This window comes from Lutimaribacter pacificus, from assembly GCF_900142185.1.
Taxonomy (GTDB): domain Bacteria; phylum Pseudomonadota; class Alphaproteobacteria; order Rhodobacterales; family Rhodobacteraceae; genus Lutimaribacter; species Lutimaribacter pacificus.
Window position 1 is genome coordinate 758,854 of the sequence record NZ_FQZZ01000001.1, and the last position, 18,180, is coordinate 777,033.

Sequence of the window (18,180 nt, forward strand, 5' to 3'; positions counted from 1 at the left end):
CTGTCCTAGAACCGCGGCGATCGTTGCAAACAAGGGGGCGCAACCCATGCTCGACCTGACTTACGAGACGCCGAAACCCAAGGTGATCGCCGGGGCCAAGCACGATTGGGAACTGGTGATCGGCATGGAGGTGCACGCGCAGGTCGCGTCGAACGCCAAGCTGTTTTCCGGCGCCTCGACCACCTTCGGGGCCGAACCCAATTCCAACGTGTCCTTCGTGGACGCAGCGATGCCGGGAATGCTGCCGGTGATCAACGAATTCTGCGTGGCGCAGGCGGTGCGCACCGGGCTGGGGCTGAAGGCCGCGATCAACCTGTGGTCGGCCTTCGACCGCAAGAACTACTTTTACCCCGACCTGCCGCAGGGCTACCAGATCAGCCAGCTTTACCATCCTATCGTGGGCGAGGGCGAGATACTGGTCGATATGGGCCCGGGCGTCGCGCGACTGGTGCGGATCGAACGCATCCACCTGGAACAGGACGCGGGCAAGTCTATCCACGACATGGACCCGAACATGTCCTTCGTGGACCTGAACCGCACCGGCGTCGCGCTGATGGAGATCGTCAGCCGCCCCGATATCCGCGGCCCGGAAGAGGCCGCCGCCTATGTCACCAAGCTGCGCCAGATCCTGCGCTATCTCGGCACCTGCGACGGCAACATGCAGAACGGCAACCTGCGCGCCGACGTGAACGTGTCGGTCTGCCGCCCGGGCGCTTACGAACGCTATCAGGACACACAGGATTTCAGCCATCTGGGCACGCGCTGCGAGATCAAGAACATGAACTCGATGCGGTTTATCCAGCAGGCCATCGACTACGAGGCCCGCCGCCAGATCGCGATCCTGGAAGCGGGCGGCGAGATCGTGCAGGAAACCCGGCTTTACGATCCCGACAAGGGCGAAACACGCTCGATGCGCTCCAAGGAAGAGGCGCATGATTACCGCTATTTCCCCGATCCCGACCTGCTGCCGCTGGAGATCGAGCAGGCATGGGTGGACGAGATCGCGGCCAGCCTGCCGGAACTGCCGGATGCGAAAAAGGCGCGGTTCGTCACCGAACTGGGGCTGAGCGAATACGACGCGGGCGTGCTGACCGCCGAGGTTGCCAATGCCGATTACTTCGAAAAGGTGGCCGGGGGCCGCGATGGCAAGATGGCGGCCAACTGGGTCATCAACGAGCTGTTCGGCCGGCTGAAAAAGGACGACGCCGACATCACCGCCAGCCCGGTTTCGCCCGCGCAACTGGGCGGCATCATCGACCTGATCGCCAGGGGCGATATCTCGGGCAAGATCGCCAAGGACCTGTTCGAGATCGTCTATACCGAGGGCGGCGACCCGGCGGAAATCGTCGAGACACGCGGCATGAAACAGGTGACCGACACCGGCGCCATCGAGGCGGCGGTCGACCAGATCATCGCCGAGAACCCCGCGCAGGTCGAAAAGGCGCAGGCCAACCCGAAACTGGCGGGCTGGTTCGTGGGGCAGGTGATGAAGGCCACCGGCGGCAAGGCCAACCCCAAGGCCGTGAACGACATCGTCCAGCAGAAACTGGGGCTGTGACCGCCTGACAGGATCAGAACAGGCTGCCCTGTCCGGGCGGCTTGTCCTTCGGTTTCGGCGCGGGCCTGGCGGGTTTGCCGCCGCCCGCTGTCATGCGCCCATCGGCGAATTCGATTTCCAGCACCTGCGCGGTTTGCGCGGCCTTGGCGGTCGTCACCACCGCCCCGTCGCCGCGCACCACCGCATAACCACGCCCCAGCGTCGCCTTGTAGCCCAGCGTTTCGCGCAGCCGGTCCAGCGCGTCGATCTGCTTGCGCCAGTCGTCGGTCTGCGCCTGCCCGGCCTTGGACAGGCGGCGCGACAGGTCGGCCAGCCGGTCGCGTTGCAGCGCGGCGTTGCGCCGGATCGGCGCGATGCTCAGCCGGTCGGTGCGCCGCCCCAGCGCCTCGCGCTTGCGCTCGACCGCGGCGGACAGCCCGCCGGCCAGACGTGGGGCACTGGCGGCAAGGCGGCGCTGTTGTTCGGCCAGTTGCCGCGACAAAAGCGACGGGCGCAGGCTGCCCGATACCTCGGACAATTGCACGCGGCGGCGCTGCACCATGCCGGTCAGCGCCAGCGGCAGCCTGTCGGCGGCGCGGTCGAGCCGCTGGCGCGGGCCGTCCAGCAACGTGTCGGGCTGGGGCAGGGCGCGCGACAGGTCGCGCAGGCGCTGGCCGCGCAGCCCGACCGCCTGCGTCAGCGCGCGCGACAGCCGCGCGCCCTGGTTGTCGGCCCAGGCCAGCAGTTCCAGCCGCACCGGCACCGCCAGTTCCGCCGCCGCCGTGGGTGTCGGCGCGCGCTTGTCGGACACATAGTCGATCAGCGTGGTGTCGGTTTCGTGCCCCACGGCGGAAATCAGCGGGATATCCGAGGCCGCCGCCGCGCGGGCCACGATTTCCTCGTTGAAGCCCCACAGATCCTCGATGCTGCCGCCGCCGCGTGCCACGATCAGCAGGTCGGGCTGGGGCAGCGCGCCGCCCGGCGTCAGCGCGTTGAACCCGGCGATCGCGCGGGCGACCTCGGGGGCGCAGCGCTCGCCCTGCACGGCCACGGGCCAGATCAGCACCTTGCGCGGAAAGCGGTCGCGCAGCCGGTGCAGGATGTCGCGGATCACCGCCCCCGAGGGCGAGGTGACGACGCCGATGATCTCGGGCAGGTAGGGTAGCGGTTTCTTGCGCTCCGGCGCGAACAGCCCCTCGGCCTCGAGCGCCTTCTTGCGCTTTTCCAGCATCGCCATCAGCGCGCCCATGCCGGCGGGCTTGATATCCTCGATCACGATCTGATAGCGCGACTGCCCGCCGAAGGTGGTCATGCGGCCGGTGGCCACCACCTCCATCCCTTCCTCGGGCTGGACCGACAGGCGCGCGGCGACGCCCTTCCAGATCACGCCGTTCAGAACCGATTTGTCGTCCTTCAGGTCAAGGTAGATATGGCCGGATCGCGGGCGGCTGACGCGGCCCACCTCGCCACGGATGCGGACATGGGCGAACTCGCCCTCGATCACGCGCTTGATCGCGTTCGAAATCTCGGTGACCGAGAATTCGGGCTCGTTCATGCCGGGAAGGGGGTCGTCGATCAGGTCGGACATCTCGCCTCGCTTGCCTCTGCCTTCGGGCCAGCTTAGAACGCCGCGCAGACAAGGCCAAGACGGAGAGCGCCATGAATATCCTGATCCTCGGTGGCGGTGGCCGCGAACACGCCCTGGCCTGGGCCGTGCTGCAGAACCCCAAATGCGACCGGCTGGTGGTCGCACCGGGCAATGCCGGGATCGCGAAGATGGCGGAATGCGCCAGCCTCGATATCGAGGACGGCGCCGAGGTGGTGAATTTCTGCGAGGCCGAGGCAATCGATTTCGTCATCGTCGGCCCCGAGGCGCCGCTGGCCGCGGGCGTGGCCGACCGGTTGCGCGATGCCGGGCTGCTGGTTTTCGGCCCCTCGAAAGAGGCGGCGCGGCTGGAAGCCTCGAAAAGCTATACCAAGGAAATCTGCGATGCCGCCGGGGCGCCCACCGCCGGTTACGCGCATTTCACCGATGCCGGGGCGGCGCGCGATTACATCCGCCGGCAGGGCGCGCCCATCGTGGTCAAGGCCGACGGGCTGGCCGCGGGCAAGGGCGTGATCGTGGCCGAAACCGTGGATCAGGCGCTGGAAGCGGTCGACGACATGTTCGGCGGCGAATTCGGCGCGGCCGGCGCCGAGGTGGTGATCGAGGAATTCATGGAGGGCGAAGAGGCGTCCTATTTCATCCTGTGCGACGGCAGGAACGTGCTGCCCATCGGCACCGCGCAGGACCACAAGCGCGTGGGCGAGGGCGATACCGGCCCCAATACCGGCGGCATGGGCGCCTATTCGCCCGCGCCGGTGCTGACCGATGCCATCGCGCAAAAGGCGATGGATGAGATTATCAAGCCCACGGTCGCCGAAATGGCCCGGCGCGGCACGCCTTACCAGGGGGTGCTTTATGCCGGGCTGATGATCAAGGATGGCCAGCCGCGATTGGTGGAATACAACGTGCGCTTCGGCGACCCGGAATGCCAGGTGCTGATGATGCGGCTGGGCGCGCAGACGCTGGACCTGATGCAGGCCGCGGCCGAGGGGCGGCTGGATCAGGCCCGCGTGAACTGGGCCGACGATCACGCGATGACGGTGGTCATGGCGGCCAAGGGCTATCCCGGCACCTATGAGAAGGGCAGCGCCATTCGCGGGCTCAACGCCCTGCCGGAAACCAGCAGCCGCATCGTGTTCCATGCTGGCACGTCGGAAAAGGACGGGCAGATCGTGGCCAGCGGCGGGCGCGTCCTGAACGTGACGGCGCGCGGCGCGACCCTGCAGGAGGCCGCGACGCGGGTCTACGAGATGGTCGATGCAATCGACTGGCCCGAAGGATTCTGCCGCCGCGACATCGGCTGGCGCGCGTTGAAATAGAACGAAAAACAACCAAAGGGAGAGTTTTTTCAGAACTTTCCCGTTATTGGCCAAAGGTTTGGCGCGCGGCGATCCTGTTGCTACCCTCCGTGGCGGAGCGAGGGGTCGGGAGGCCCGGATGCAGGATGACACAATCGCATGTGCCGGGGCACGCCTGACCGGGCGCTACCTGTCGGGGCGTGACCGGGGCGGCGGGCTGTGGACGGTCGATCTCGGGCAGGTCACCGGCGCGGTCTATTCCGAACAGCGGGGATTGTCGCGGGTGCGCCTTGCGCTGCGGCTGCAAACCCCGGAGGGCTGGCGCGAGGTGGCCATCGAGGCGCCGCGCCAGCGCATGTCGCAGGCCCGCGACGTGCTGGAACATCGCGCGCTGGCTGCCCGGGTGGCCGAACTGCTGGCCGATCTGAGCCCCGGATTCCGCATCGCGTACCGCGTCGCCTTCGTGCCGGACAGGCTGTTGCGGCTGGTGGGGCTGGGGGTCGTGGCGGCGATGGCGATCCTGGGCTTTGCCCTGCCCGGTGCCATGCTGCCGCTTGGCGGGGCGGTGGTTTTCGCGGCGGCGGGGCTGGGCCTGCTGGCCTGGTACCGGGCGCGCAGGCGCGTCTCGGATGTCAGCGCGGCAGCCTTGCCCGGTATCCTGACCGCCATGGGCCGGCGCGAATAGGGCCGGTCAGTCGCAGCCAAGCGCCGCGTCAAGGCTGCCGGGGCCGGTATAGGGGCCGGTGGCGCGGCTTGCCAGCCGCCCGTTGCGATAGGTCGTGACCATGACGCGGTGCCAGTCGCCATCGGCCGTCACCATCTCGGGGCCCTGACCGCAGTCGCGGATGCCGCCGGGGATGAAATCCCACCCGATCCGGTGATTGCTCAGCCCGTCCAGATCGGCCAGGTGGGTCAGCCCGCCGTTTTCATAGCGCCAGACGCGCAGCCGCCGGGTCAGGTGCGGGCGGTCGATATAGGCGATCTCGATCCTGCCGTCGCCATCCAGATCGGCCGCACCGATGGGCGCGAGCCAGCGGTTCGGCTGCCCGATATGCGGCGTGGCGGCCAGCCTGGCGGGCGTGCCGTCGGCCCCCAGCCCGTAGATGGCCAGTTGCGCGCCCTGCGCCGGATCGGTTTCGATCACCACCACCTCGGGCCTGCCGTCGCCGGTCACGTCCCACAGGCGGGGGGCGATATCCTCGAAAACGCGGGTGCCTGGACGGAACCGGATTTCGTAACTGCGCCGGTCCGACAGCCGCAGCGTCATGCCGGAATATTCGATCCCGTCCCCCAGGATGCCGTGGGCGTAATGCGTGACCGGGCCGGTGAACCGCGCGCCGGTGATGTCGCGGGCAAGGGCCGGGCCTGACGCGATCAGGACGCAACACAGCCCCGCCCAGGCGGCGCGCATCGGTTCAGATCTGTTTTTCGGGCATGGTCACGACCAGGCCGTCCAGCGCATCGCTCACCTTGAGCTGGCAGGTCAGGCGCGAGCGTTCGGGATCGGGCTCGTAGGCGAAATCCAGCATGTCCTCTTCCATGTCGTCGCGGGGGGGCAGCTTGTCCACCCATTCGGGCGCGACATAGACATGGCAGGTCGAACAGGCGCAGGCGCCGCCGCAATCGGCCTCGATACCGGGGATGTTGTTGTCGCGGGCGCCTTCCATGACGGTCATGCCGTTGGGAACCTCGACGACGTGCTCGGTGCCGTTATGCTCGATATAGGTAATCCTGGCCATCTGGGTGCTCTCCCCTCGTGCGATTTCGCTGCCTTTCCTAGCCAAGCGATTCAGGGCGTGCCAGCCCATTCTGCCCGCCATGCGCTGCGGGCTTGCAAGAATCCGTGAATGTTCTAGTTATGTTCCCTGTGTCGTATCGCCCCGATAACCATCCCCCGCAGGACTGGCCGCGCCCGCCCAGGGCGCTGGTCGCCGCGCGGCTGCCCGAGCCGCCATCGGGTGCGCGGGTGACGGTGGCGGGGCTGGTCATCCTGCGCCAGCGTCCCGGCACCGCGAAGGGCGTGATCTTCCTGACGCTCGAGGATGAAACCGGCGTGGTCAACGTGATCGTCTGGCGCAAGATCTTCGAACGGTTCCGCCGCGCGGTGATTGCCGGGCGGCTGCTGCGGGTGACCGGGCAGCTGCAGCGCGAGGCGGGGGTGACCCATGTCATCGCCGACGGGATCGAGGATATCTCGGCGCTGCTCGACACGCTGCTCGATGGCGGGGCGGAGGCCGCGCTTTCTTTGCCGGGGGAAACCGGGTAACCTGCGCCAAAGCCCGGCGACAGAGGCGACGAGCAGATGTTCACGATGACCCGACCCGCCATCGCGGCGGCGCTTTTCCTGGCGCTCGGGGCCTGTCAGGCCCAGGCGCCCCTCGGTGCGGGCGAGCCCGGGGTCACGCGGCTGTTCCAGCCCGCCCCGCCGGGCGCGGCGCCGGGCACCTGCTGGGGCAAGACCGAAACCCCCGCGGTGATCGAAACGGTAACCGAACAGGTGCTGGTGCAGCCCGCCGAGGTGCTGGCCGACGGATCGGTCACCGCGCCGCCGGTCTATCGAACGGAAACCCGGCAGATGATCGTGGAGGAACGGCGCGAGACATGGTTCGAAACGCCTTGCGAGGATGTTCTGACGGTCGAGTTCGTGCAAAGCCTGCAACGCGCGCTGGCGGCGCGGGGGCTTTATGGCGGCCCGCTCACCGGCGAGATGGACGCCCGCACCCGCCATGCCGTGCGCCGGTTCCAGGCGCCGGGGGGGCTGGATTCGGGCATCCTGTCGCTGGACACGGCGCGCAGGCTGGGGCTGGTGGCGATCGAACGGCCCGCTGAGGCGGGGTGAGTCTGCCCGAAGGCCCGGTCAACATTTCAGGCTGAGCGCAACAGAGGGCATCGCAGGGCCGCGGTCGGGCGATCCGACATTTGTGGCTGGCATTTTATCGCGCCGCCACTTCCTCCCTCGAAGCGGAGTGCCTGCGGCAGCCAATCGCCCGGCCGGGGGGCGGCCGTGCGATGCCCGGGCCGCTTCGCGGCTGTTCCGGGCGGGGTGCATCGTTCAAACGGTGGTTTCGCGGCAACCGCCCTCAGCCCAGCAGCGAGAACGGATGGCGTTCGACCCGAACGCCCTGTGCCTGCAACGCCGCCTCGAACCGGTCATGCGGGGGCAGCACGTCATGGGGCAGGCGGATCTTGCGGCCATCCGTCAGCACCAGCGTGACGCGCATCGACAGATCGAGCCGGCGGTCGAAACGCACCTTTTCGATCAGCGCCAGCGGCACGCGGTCGGCCCCGAGGATGCCCTGCCAGTCAAGCGCCCGGTCGTCGAGGGTCAGGCGGCTTTCGGGGTTGCGCCAGACCTCCCACGCCAGCGGCAGGGTGAACAGCCACAGGAACAGCACGATCCAGACCGCCGCGTTCAGGGCCGCCAGCATCCCCAGCAGCACCGCCCAGACCAGCGCCAGCGCGACAAGGTTGCGGCGCGACCGGCCGGTGCGGCGAAAGGCAAGGCTCATCGCCCGCCCGCCGGGATCGCGCCGTTACCGAGGGGGCTGCCGGCCCTGCGCATGGTCCTTCTCCCTTTCGTTCAGCCCAGTATGCGGGTGACCATCTCGGTCGTGTCGCGCGACAGGTCCGGCGTGGCGAGGATACGCTCCAGCGCCGCCCTGGCATGGGCCTGCCGGGTGGCGTCATAGCGCGCCCATGTCTCGAACGCGGTGCACATGCGCGCGGTGGTCTGCGGGTTCACCGGATCGAGCGCCACAAGCTGGTCTGCCAGCAGCGCATAGCCCGCGCCCGAGGCATGGTGGAACCCCGCCGAATTGCCCGCCAGCGCGCCCAGGACCGAGCGGAAGCGGTTGGGGTTTCTGATCGTGAAATCAGGGTGTTGCGTCAGGTCTTTCGTGCGCGGTGCGGCATCCTGCGGGGCGGCGTTCTGGATCTGGATGGCGAACCATTTGTCGATCACCAGCCGGTCGTGTTTCCACTGGTCGTAGAACCGCGCCACCGCCGCATCGCCCTTGCCCGCCGAAATCAGCGCCGAAAGCGCGGCAAGCTGCTGGGTCATGTTGTCGGCGCCGTCGAACTGGCGCTGCGCCAGCGCGCCGCCATCCAGCCGGTTGATGATGCCAAGCGCGGCATTGGCCAGCCGCCGGGCGGCGGCCTGTTCGGCCGAGGGCCGGTAGGGATCGGTGACCTGGTACTGCGCGTAAAGCCGCGTCGCGGTGTCCTGAAACGCCTCGGCGCGGGCCTGTTTCAGGGTCTCGGTCGCCTCCCATATGGCCTGCGGATCGGGCACCGCGCCGGCGTCGTGGATCAGTTGCGCCAGCTCGTCCTGCGGCGGCAGGCCAAGCGCGAGGGCGCGGAAGGCCGGGTCTTGCGTGTCGTCGCGGATCAGCCGGTGCAGCGCATCGAGATAGGCGCTGTCGGGCGCGTCGCCCTGCCGGATCATGCGCAACAGCGTGTCCAGAACCAGGTCGCGCCCCGCCTGCCAGCGGTTGAACGGGTCGGTGTCGTTGGCCAGCAGGAAGGCGCGCGTGGCGTTGTCGGTCTTGTGTTCAAGGATCACCGGGGCCGAGAAATCGCGCAGGATCGACGGGGTGGGCCGCGATGCGAGCCCGTCGAAGGCAAAGCTCTGCTCGGCCTGCGTCATTTCCAGAACCGTGGTCGGCACCACCTCGTCGCCATTGGGGTTCAGCAGCCCCACGGCGATGGGAATGACCCGCGGATCCTTCTGCGGCTGGCCAGGGGTGGGGGGCGTTTCCTGTTTGAACGTAAGGGTATAGGTGCCGTTGCTGAAGTCGTCCGAGATACTCAGCCGGGGCGTGCCGGCCTGTTCGTACCAGCGTTTGAACTGGGTCAGGTCGCGGCCGGTGGCGTCCTCGAACACCTTGAGCCAGTCCTCGATCGTGGCGGCATCGCCATCGTGGCGCTGGAAATAAAGGTCCAGCGCCTTGTAATACTCGTCATGCCCGAACAGCGTCTTCAACATCCCGATCAGCTCGGCGCCCTTTTCATAGACGGTGGCGGTATAGAAATTGTTGATCTCGACAAAACTGTCGGGCCGCACCGGGTGCGCCAGCGGGCCGTTATCCTCGCGGAACTGGCGCCCGCGCAGCATGATCGCGTCCTCGATCCGCTTGACCGGCGCGCTGCGCATGTCGGCGGTGAACTGGGCATCGCGGAACACCGTCAGCCCCTCTTTCAGGCAAAGCTGGAACCAGTCGCGGCAGGTGATGCGGTTGCCGGTCCAGTTGTGGAAATACTCATGCGCGATGATCGCCTCGATCCGTTCGAAATTGGCGTCGGTGCTGGTTTCGGGGCTGGCCAGCACGCAGGACGAGTTGAAGATGTTCAGCCCCTTGTTCTCCATCGCGCCCATGTTGAAATCGTCCACCGCGACGATGTTGAACACGTCCAGATCGTATTCGCGGCCATAGGTTTCCTCGTCCCACGTCATCGACTTTTTCAGCGCCTCCATGCCGAAGGCGCATTTATCCTCGTCGCCGGGGCGGACCCAGATGTTCAGTTCGACCTCGCGGCCGGATTTCGTGGTGAAACGGTCGGGGTGGTTGACCAGATCGCCCGCCACCAACGCGAACAGGTAGGCGGGTTTGGGCCAGGGATCGTGCCATTCGGCCCAGCCATCGCCCCGCCCGGCGGGGTTGCCGTTCGACAGCATGATCTTTTCCCTGCCCTCGATACGCACGGTAAAGGGCGCCATCACGTCGGGACGGTCGGGGTAATAGGTGATCTTGCGAAACCCCTCGGCCTCGCACTGGGTGCAATACATGCCGTTCGACATGTAAAGCCCCTCCAGCGCGGTGTTGGCGGCGGGGGCGATCTCAACCTCGGCCTCCCAGGTAAAGGGGCGGTCGGGCACGGCGCAGGTCAGGCCCTGTGCGCTCAGCTCGGGCGTGACCTCCTGCCCGTCGATGGCGGCGCGGATCAGGGTCAGGTTCTCGCCATGCAGAAAGAACGTATCCGATTGCGACGCGGGGTTAGGTCTGAACTCTATTTTGCTGATAACGCGGGTTTTTTCCGGATCCAGCCGAAAGGTCAGCGTGACCGGGCCGACAAGGAAGGCCGGCGGCGTGTAATCGGCAAGATAGATGGTCTGGGGAGAGGCGTCTTTCATCGCGGGCGCTCCGATAGCGGAAATCACGGGGTTCGCCCGCGACGTTAGAGCGATGGCGGCGCGGCTTCAATGGTCGGGCTGCTGCGGGCGATCTGACGGAAAATTCGGAAACTGCGCCTTATTGTTCGGTTTTTCCTGAAAGACATGCGGAAAAATTGGTAAAAAAGTCTTACCACCTCTGTTGCCTATAGGAAACTTCTGCCCTAATCCTGAAAACCAACCGGTCAATGGAGGGGTTCATGACGGCACGGATCGACAAGCACGGCCTGCAGGTGGCCGAGGAACTGGCGGCATTCATCGACGACCGCGCGCTGCCCGGAACGGGCGTGACGGCCGATGCCTTCTGGAAGGGGCTGTCGGATATCGCGCATACGCAGGGGCCGAAGAACCGCGCGCTTTTGCAGAAACGCGAGGATTTGCAGGCCAAAATCGACGCCTGGCACCGCGAACGCAACGCCGCGCCGCACGATGCCGATGCCTATCGCGCCTTCCTGGAAGAGATCGGATACCTGGTGCCCGAGGGCGGCGATTTCGAGATCGACACCGCCAATACCGACCCCGAGATCGCACGCGTGCCCGGCCCGCAGCTGGTGGTGCCGATCACCAATGCGCGTTTCGCGCTGAACGCGGCGAATGCGCGCTGGGGCAGCCTTTACGATTGTTTCTATGGCACCGACGTGATGGGCACGCCGATCCCCACCGGCGGCTACGACAAGGGCCGCGGCGCGCGCGTGGTGGCCAAGGCAAGGGTATTCCTGGACGAGGCGTTTCCCATCGCCGGTGGCAGCCACGCCGACGCGCGGCGGTATCATGTCGAGGGCGGGCAGGTGCTGGTCGATGACATGCCGCTGGCCGATCCGGCGAAATTCGCGGGCTACCGGGGCCACCCCAAGGCGCCCGACGCGGTGCTGCTGGTCAATCACGGGCTGCATGTGGAACTGGTCTTCGACCGCACCCACCCGATCGGCAGCCGCGACCGGGCGGGCCTTGCCGATGTGCGGATGGAAAGCGCCATGTCTGCGATCATGGATTGCGAGGATTCGGTCGCCTGCGTCGATGCCGCTGACAAGGTGGGCGCCTATGGCAACTGGCTGGGGCTGATGAAAGGCGACCTTGAGGACAGCTTTGAAAAGGGCGGGTGCCGGATGACCCGCCGGCTGGCCGGCGACCGGACCTATACCGCGCCCGACGGCAAGGGCGAGGTCATGCTTAAGGGCCGCGCGCTGATGCTGGTGCGCAACGTGGGCCACCTGATGACCAACCCCGCGATCCTGACCCGCGACGGCGACGAGATATACGAGGGGCTGATGGACGCGATGGTGACCACGCTGATCGCCATGCACGACCTTGCCCGCGAGGGCGGCAATTCGGTCACCGGCTCGGTCTACGTGGTCAAGCCCAAGATGCACGGGCCCGAAGAGGTGGCTTTCGCCGTCGAAAGTTTCGACATGGTCGAGGACGCGCTGGGCCTGCCGCGCAACACCGTGAAGCTGGGCATCATGGACGAGGAGCGCCGCACCAGCGCGAATCTCAAGGAATGTATCCGCGCCGCGAAATCCCGCGTGTGCTTCATCAATACCGGATTTCTCGACCGTACCGGCGACGAAATCCACACCTCGATGGAGGCGGGGCCGTTCAGCCGCAAGGATTTCATCAAGCGCAAGCCGTGGATCGGCGCCTATGAAAACCTGAACGTGGATATCGGGCTGGAATGCGGGCTGCAGGGTCGCGCGCAGATCGGCAAGGGCATGTGGGCGAAACCCGACGCGATGGCCGAGATGCTGGACCAGAAGATCGAGCACCCCAGGGCCGGGGCCAACTGCGCCTGGGTGCCGTCGCCCACCGCCGCCACGCTGCACGCGCTGCATTACCACAAGGTCGATGTCTTCGCCGTGCAGGACGGGATCAGGGCCGGGGGCCGCCGCGCGCATCTGGATACGCTGCTGGATATCCCCGTCGCCAGCTACCGCAAATGGACCGACGCCCAGATCATGCGCGAGGTCGAGAACAACGCGCAGGGTATCCTTGGCTACGTGGTGCGCTGGATCGACCAAGGCATCGGCTGCTCCAAGGTGCCCGACATCAACGACGTGGGATTGATGGAGGATCGCGCGACCTGCCGCATCAGCTCGCAGCATATCGCCAACTGGCTGCATCACGGCGTGGTCAGCCGCGATCAGGCCATGGCCGCCATGCAAAAGATGGCCCGCGTGGTGGACGAGCAGAACGCCGGCGATCCGGCCTATCGCCCGATGGCGCCCGGTTTCGACGGGATCGCCTTTCAGGCGGCCTGCGACCTGGTGTTCGAAGGCAGGGTGCAGCCCTCGGGCTATACCGAGCCGGTGCTGCATCGCCGCCGGCTGGAGTTGAAAGCGGCGGTATAGGCGGGCAGGGTGGTTTCGGGGGGCGCTGCCCCCCGGACCCCCCGGAATATTTCCAGAGAGAGGAAGACAGATGGCCGGAATTTCCCTGCGCAAGGCGCGCACCATCATCCGCAAGGCGCTGGAACACGGCCGGGCCGAGGGGATGAAGCCGCTCAGCGCCGTCGTGCTGGACGATGGCGGCAATCCCATCGCGTTCGAGCGTGGCGACGGCGCCAGCCCGGGGCGGTATGGCATCGCGCATGGCAAGGCCTATGGCGCGGTGATGCTGGGCATGGGCGGACGTGCACAGCGCGACCGGGCCGAGGCGCAGGCCTATTTCATGGCCGCCGCCAACGGTGTCTATGGCGGCGCGGTGGTGCCGGTGCCGGGCGGCGTCATCCTGCGCGATGCGCGGGGCCGTATGCTGGGCGCGGTGGGCGTGACCGGCGACAGTTCGGAAAACGACGAGGCCGCGGCGCTGGCCGGTATCGCGGCGGCGGGCGGGCTGACGGCCGAACCCTGAGCGCCCGTTTTTCGGGCGTGCAGGGCGCATGTGCGCGGGCGCAGGCGTGCGGGGGGTGTTTTCCTGATCCCTTGCGCGTTATATCTGGGGCCCGAAGGCAACGAACAGGCCCAACATGACTCGTCCCGTCGTCGGTATTATCGGCAACTCGCATCTCATCAATGACAGCTACCCGACCCATGCGGGCGGCACCATGAACTCCGAGGCGGTGGCCTGCGTGTCCGGCTGCATCCCGATGATCGTGCCCGCCGATCCGCGTTTCATGTCGGTGGACGAGCTGATGGACTGCTGCGACGGCTTCCTGCTGACCGGCGGGCGGCCCAATGTCCACCCCGAGGAATACGGCCACGAGGCGACCGAGGCGCATGGCGAATTCGACCGTGCGCGCGACGCGATCACCCTGCCGCTGGTGCGCGCCTGCGTCGAGCGCGGGCAGCCGTTTTTCGGCATCTGCCGCGGCTTCCAGGAGGTGAACGTGGCGATGGGCGGCTCGCTGCATCCCGAGATTCGCGACATCCCCGGCCGCCTGAACCACCGGATGCCCCCCGATGGCACCATCGAAGAGAAATTCGCGCTGCGCCACAAGGTGAGTTTCACCGAGGATGGCGTGTTCCACCGTCTTCTGGGCGCAAGCGAGGTGATGACCAACACGCTGCACGGGCAGGGCATCCTGACACCGGGGCACCGTATCGTGATCGAGGGCCATGCCCCCGACGACACGCCCGAGGCGATCTATGTCAGGGATGCGCCGGGTTTCACCCTGTCGGTGCAGTGGCACCCGGAATGGGATGCCGCCAACGACCCGGTGTCGCGTCCGCTGTTCACCGCCTTCGGCGATGCCGTCAGGGCCTGGGCGCAGGCGCGCCGGCCGCAGATCCTGAAATCCGCCTGACAGTCGCGGCTTCCATGACCTGACGCAAGGCGCGCGCCGATCCGGCGTGGCAGGGCAGGCGCGTCTTTCGACCGGGAAAAGGAGGCCGTCATGGACATTCTGATCGCCTATGCCACGACCGAGGGCCAGACCGGAAAGATCGCCCGGTTCTGTGCCGACCGGCTTGCCGCGCAGGGGCACGAACCGCATCTGCTGCATGTCGAACATGGCGGCGAGGACATGCCCGATTGCGCCGCGGCGATCCTGGCCGCGTCGGTTCATATCGGCAAGTATCAGGCGGCGCTGGAAAGTTTCGCGTTGCGCCATGCGCCGCGACTGAACGCGCGGCCGACGCTGCTGCTGGCGGTGTCGCTGGCGGCGGCGGGCGAGGATGCCGACGAATGGCAGGATCTGGCCCGCATCGCCGAGGGGTTCCAGGCGCGCACCGGCTGGCGCGCGGGGCAGGTGGCACAGGTGGCGGGCGCGTTCCGGTTCAGCCAGTACGATTTCTTCCGCCGGCTGGCGATGCGCTGGATCGCCCACCAGAAGGGGCAGCAGGTCGATCCGCAGGGCGAGCGCGAATATACCGACTGGGCGGCACTGGGCGCGCTGGTCGACGAATTCGCCGCTCAGGCCGCCTGAAGGATGCGGCTTTCAAACCCCTTCAGGCAAAGCCGCGCGGTATCGCCATAGCTGCCGGGATTGCTGCGCAGGGCGGGGAACAGGGTAAACAGCTCTTCGCGCGCGGCGTCGCTGATCGCGCTCAGCCCCATTTCGCCGGGGTGGAAGGTCTCGGCCAGCGCGCCATCGGCAAAGACCAGTTCGTGCCGGTCCAGCAGGATGTGGAAATACTCGATCTCGCCGCATTCCGCCCGCGTGATCGTGGTGCCGTTGACCATGTGCTTGGCGCTCAGCAGCACCTCGGGGCTGTTGAAGTAAAGCGCCGCCACATGCGAGCGCAGCAGCATCCGGTGCTGAGGGGACACCAGCAGGTCGCGCGCATTGCCGACCGCGCCGGGGGCAAAGCGGATCGGCGCGAAATTGCCCCGGCCCGGCACCAGCCGCGATGCGGCCCAGCGGATCGGCCGGGGGCCGTTGTCGCGGGTCACGACCATGTCGCCCTCTTTCAGCCACTCGACCGGGCGCGGGCCCTGCGGCGTCAGGATGCGGGTGCCGCGGGCAAAGCAGATGATCACCTCTTCGAGGTTCGAGAAGTTGACGACCGTCCCGTCGTAAAGCGTCGCGGTGCCCGCCAGCGCGTCGGGGTCGGTCGAGCTGTAGGTGATGTCGTCCCAGTCCAGCAGGCCGCCAAAGTCGATCCGGTCGCCGCCCGGTTCGTCGCTTTCGCCACCGTCGATGGTGATCGTGCCGCCGCCCAGGTTGGATGGGTCCAGCACGAAAAGATCGTCGCCCGCGCCGCCATGGATCGTGTCGCCCTGGCCGACCAGTATGGTGTCGTTCCCGTGGCCGCCATAGACCAGGTCGGCACCGTCGCCGCCGTCGATGTAATCGTGGCCGTCGCCGATCACCAGGTCGCTTGTCGCCAGGTCTTCGGCGGTGCCGCCGGGTGGGGTGACGCGCGCCGACAGCTCTTCGCCGCCCGCGTTTTCCCAGTAGCGGACTTCGATCGTGTAGGCTGTGCCGGCTTCGAGCTGCACCTCGCCCCAGCGCGTCGTGGCGCTCTGGTGGTAGTCGTTGTTCAGGAACGGCCCGGTGCCGCCGCCCTGCGTGGTAAAGGTCAGCGGATTGCCCTGCGCGTCGAGGATGCGGATGGTCGATCCGTCGTCCGAGGTGGTTTCGAACCGATAGGTGCCATCGTCCGGCGCAAGCAGGGTCGAGGTATAGATCACCCCGAAATCGCTGGGATCGCCCTGTCCGGTGGCCGCCTGCCCGACGCTGGCCACATCCAGCGTGTCGGTGGTTCCGCTGCCGGCCAGCGTGCCGGTTTCGATGGCGAAGGCCTGGCCGTTGGATGAGTCGAAATCGCGGGTATAGACCTCGTAGGCCCAGCGCCCGCCCGATGCGGCGCCGTCGCCATGGATCACGTCGTCGCCCGCGCCGCCATACAGGCTGTCATTGCCCGCCCCGCCATCCAGCGTGTCCGCGCCGTCGCCGCCGAGGATCGAATCGTCGCCCTCTTCGCCATAAAGCAGGTCGGCCCCGCCGCGCCCGTCCAGGATGTCGTCGCCCGCGCCGCCGTAGAACTCGTTGGTCCAGTCGGCGCCTTCGCCGTCATAACCCGACAGCGTGTCGTCCCAGTCCGACCCGATGATGCCGTCGACACCCCCGAAGCCGGTGTCGCCCGTCGCGTCCCCGCCCGAGGCGGTGCCGGTGGCAAGGTCGATATTCACCCCGGCGGAGGAGGTCGAGTAATCGACGAAATCCATGCCCCCGCCGGCGGACAGGTCGTCGGCCCCGGCGCCACCGGCCAGGGTGTCGTTTCCCTCTCCGCCGATCAGCGTGTCGTTCCCGGCCCCGCCCGACAGGCTGTCGGCGCCGTCGCCGCCGTCGATCAGGTCGTCGTCGTCGCCGCCCTCCAGCGTGTCGTCGCCGCCCCGGCCATAGATCACGTCGTCGCCCGCGCCGCCCACGATCGAATCGCCCGCGCCGTCATCGACCTCGATGGCATAGTTGGCGTCGATCCGGTCGGCCGCCATCAGCGCCGCGTCGTTGGTCACCGCGTTCAGCGAAATCGACTGGATCGGCGCGCTGGTCAGCAGGATGTTGTCGGCGTTGTTCGACATTTCCGGCAGCAGAAACACCTCGCCGGTGGTGGTCTGCATGATCACCGCGTCGAAGATGCCCGAACTGCCGTCGGTGAAATACACGGTGGCGTCGTACACCTGCAAAGAGTCGACATTGTAGGTGACACCGTTGATCGTCAGGTTTTCCGGCGTGCCGTAATTGTCGTTATCCTCGATCGCGTCGTTGCCGCTGGTGTCGAATGTCTCCATCTCGGCCAGCGCGGCATAGAGCGGTTCGCTGGCCGAGCCGTAGCTGCCCACGAGATCGGAGGCATCCTCGGATGCGCTATTGGATTCGTTCGGGTCGATATCGGCGAATGTTCCCAGGCTGATCACGGTAAAGGTGTTGTCGACCGTGCCAGTGCCGCCGATATCGGTGCTGCCATCGGTGCCGCCGTCCAGCGTGTCGTTGCCGTCGCCGCCGATGATCGTATCGCTGCCCAGCCCGCCAAGGACCGAATCGTCGCCCGCCCCGGCATCGACCAGATCGTCGCCGCCACCGGCGTCGACCACGTCGTTCATCCCGTCCGCGCCGGTGCCAAGGCCGCTGTTGACCCGGTTGCCGTCGGAATCGACATAAGAGGCGTCAATCGTGTCGTCGCCCAGCGTTCCGTCGACCAGGTTCTCGGGCGCGACGTAGTCGGTGGAGTCGAATGCGATATCCCCGGCCTGGACGTTGGGGTTGCTGTCGTATGCCACCACCTCGTAGCTGCGCCCGGCGATCAGGGGCTGTTCCGAGATCAGGTAGTCACCCGCCGCGGCACCGTTTTCGACATCGAAGGCAGCGACTTCGAATTCCTCGCCGGTGACGGTGTCGCGCAGGGTCCAGACCGCCTCGGCATCGACATTGCTGCCGGTCGAGGTCGCGCCACCGATCGTCACGTTGGCGGTCGCGCTTTCGCCGCCGGCGTCGTCATCGTCCAGCGTCAGCCCCTGTATGCCGCTTTCGGGGTCGGAGATATCGGCGATCCCTTCGGGATGCGCCGGACCGTTCCAGGTAAAGGTGCTGGGACGCCATTGGGAACTGACCCGGGTCGGCAGATTCCCGATCGGGTTATAGTCGTAGAACCGTATCGTGTAGTTCGCCATGTCCTGCCCGTCTTGACGC

General features: G+C 67.1%; 15 protein-coding genes. 9 read left to right on the forward strand and 6 right to left on the reverse strand.

Going from position 1 to position 18,180, the window contains the following annotated elements:
* Positions 1-46: 46 nt before the first annotated feature.
* Positions 47-1,558 carry an Asp-tRNA(Asn)/Glu-tRNA(Gln) amidotransferase subunit GatB gene (gene gatB, locus F3H87_RS03780; RefSeq protein WP_149786374.1) on the forward strand — a complete coding sequence of 504 codons (1,512 nt, stop codon included), beginning with the start codon at positions 47-49 and terminating at the stop codon, positions 1,556-1,558.
* A 13-nt stretch (positions 1,559-1,571) separates the two neighbouring features.
* Here the strand turns inward: gatB and xseA are convergent, their stop codons facing one another.
* Positions 1,572-3,125 carry an exodeoxyribonuclease VII large subunit gene (gene xseA / locus F3H87_RS03785; RefSeq protein ID WP_149786373.1) on the reverse strand — a complete coding sequence of 518 codons (1,554 nt, stop codon included), beginning with the start codon at positions 3,123-3,125 and terminating at the stop codon, positions 1,572-1,574.
* A 71-nt stretch (positions 3,126-3,196) separates the two neighbouring features.
* Between xseA and purD the strand changes: the two genes are divergently transcribed.
* Both purD and F3H87_RS03795 read left to right on the forward strand, forming a co-directional pair.
* Complete coding sequence (gene purD / locus F3H87_RS03790) at positions 3,197-4,462, forward strand: phosphoribosylamine--glycine ligase (RefSeq protein WP_149786372.1); 1,266 nt, start codon at positions 3,197-3,199, stop codon at positions 4,460-4,462.
* Between the two features lie 118 nt (positions 4,463-4,580).
* A complete protein-coding gene (locus tag F3H87_RS03795; protein ID WP_149786371.1) occupies positions 4,581-5,126 on the forward strand; it encodes a hypothetical protein in 546 nt (181 codons plus the stop codon).
* A 6-nt stretch (positions 5,127-5,132) separates the two neighbouring features.
* On the opposite strand, the gene F3H87_RS03800 is transcribed toward F3H87_RS03795, so the two are convergent.
* On the reverse strand, positions 5,133-5,852 hold the full coding sequence (locus tag F3H87_RS03800; protein WP_149786370.1) for an FG-GAP repeat domain-containing protein: 720 nt from the start codon (positions 5,850-5,852) through the stop codon (positions 5,133-5,135).
* Between the two features lie 4 nt (positions 5,853-5,856).
* Positions 5,857-6,180: a 2Fe-2S iron-sulfur cluster-binding protein gene (locus tag F3H87_RS03805; RefSeq protein ID WP_149786369.1), complete on the reverse strand. Its 324-nt coding sequence runs from the start codon at positions 6,178-6,180 to the stop codon at positions 5,857-5,859.
* A gap of 119 nt (positions 6,181-6,299) precedes the next feature.
* On the opposite strand from F3H87_RS03805, the gene F3H87_RS03810 reads away from it, so the two are divergent.
* Complete coding sequence (locus F3H87_RS03810; protein ID WP_149786368.1) at positions 6,300-6,707, forward strand: OB-fold nucleic acid binding domain-containing protein; 408 nt, start codon at positions 6,300-6,302, stop codon at positions 6,705-6,707.
* Positions 6,708-6,752: 45 nt separating this feature from the next.
* Positions 6,753-7,280: a peptidoglycan-binding domain-containing protein gene (locus F3H87_RS03815; protein ID WP_149786367.1), complete on the forward strand. Its 528-nt coding sequence runs from the start codon at positions 6,753-6,755 to the stop codon at positions 7,278-7,280.
* Between the two features lie 241 nt (positions 7,281-7,521).
* Here F3H87_RS03815 and F3H87_RS03820 read toward each other — a convergent pair whose 3' ends face one another.
* Together F3H87_RS03820 and pepN are read right to left on the reverse strand one after the other, a co-directional pair.
* Positions 7,522-7,950, reverse strand: coding sequence for a hypothetical protein (locus F3H87_RS03820; RefSeq protein WP_149786366.1), 429 nt, complete (start codon positions 7,948-7,950; stop codon positions 7,522-7,524).
* Positions 7,951-8,021: 71 nt separating this feature from the next.
* Positions 8,022-10,571, reverse strand: coding sequence for an aminopeptidase N (gene pepN / locus F3H87_RS03825; RefSeq protein ID WP_149786365.1), 2,550 nt, complete (start codon positions 10,569-10,571; stop codon positions 8,022-8,024).
* A gap of 239 nt (positions 10,572-10,810) precedes the next feature.
* On the opposite strand from pepN, the gene F3H87_RS03830 reads away from it, so the two are divergent.
* The 4 genes from F3H87_RS03830 to F3H87_RS03845 all read left to right on the forward strand — a co-directional run bounded on the left by F3H87_RS03830 (position 10,811) and on the right by F3H87_RS03845 (position 14,970).
* A complete protein-coding gene (locus F3H87_RS03830; RefSeq protein ID WP_149786364.1) occupies positions 10,811-12,955 on the forward strand; it encodes a malate synthase G in 2,145 nt (714 codons plus the stop codon).
* 70 nt (positions 12,956-13,025) lie between these two features.
* Complete coding sequence (locus tag F3H87_RS03835; RefSeq protein ID WP_149786363.1) at positions 13,026-13,457, forward strand: GlcG/HbpS family heme-binding protein; 432 nt, start codon at positions 13,026-13,028, stop codon at positions 13,455-13,457.
* Positions 13,458-13,572: 115 nt separating this feature from the next.
* Positions 13,573-14,349: a gamma-glutamyl-gamma-aminobutyrate hydrolase family protein gene (locus tag F3H87_RS03840; RefSeq protein ID WP_149786362.1), complete on the forward strand. Its 777-nt coding sequence runs from the start codon at positions 13,573-13,575 to the stop codon at positions 14,347-14,349.
* A 90-nt stretch (positions 14,350-14,439) separates the two neighbouring features.
* Complete coding sequence (locus tag F3H87_RS03845; protein ID WP_149786361.1) at positions 14,440-14,970, forward strand: flavodoxin domain-containing protein; 531 nt, start codon at positions 14,440-14,442, stop codon at positions 14,968-14,970.
* On the opposite strand, the gene F3H87_RS22070 is transcribed toward F3H87_RS03845, so the two are convergent.
* Positions 14,958-18,161: a Hint domain-containing protein gene (locus F3H87_RS22070; RefSeq protein WP_149786360.1), complete on the reverse strand. Its 3,204-nt coding sequence runs from the start codon at positions 18,159-18,161 to the stop codon at positions 14,958-14,960. The two genes, F3H87_RS03845 and F3H87_RS22070, sit on opposite strands and share 13 nt — an antisense overlap.
* Positions 18,162-18,180 lie beyond the last annotated feature (19 nt).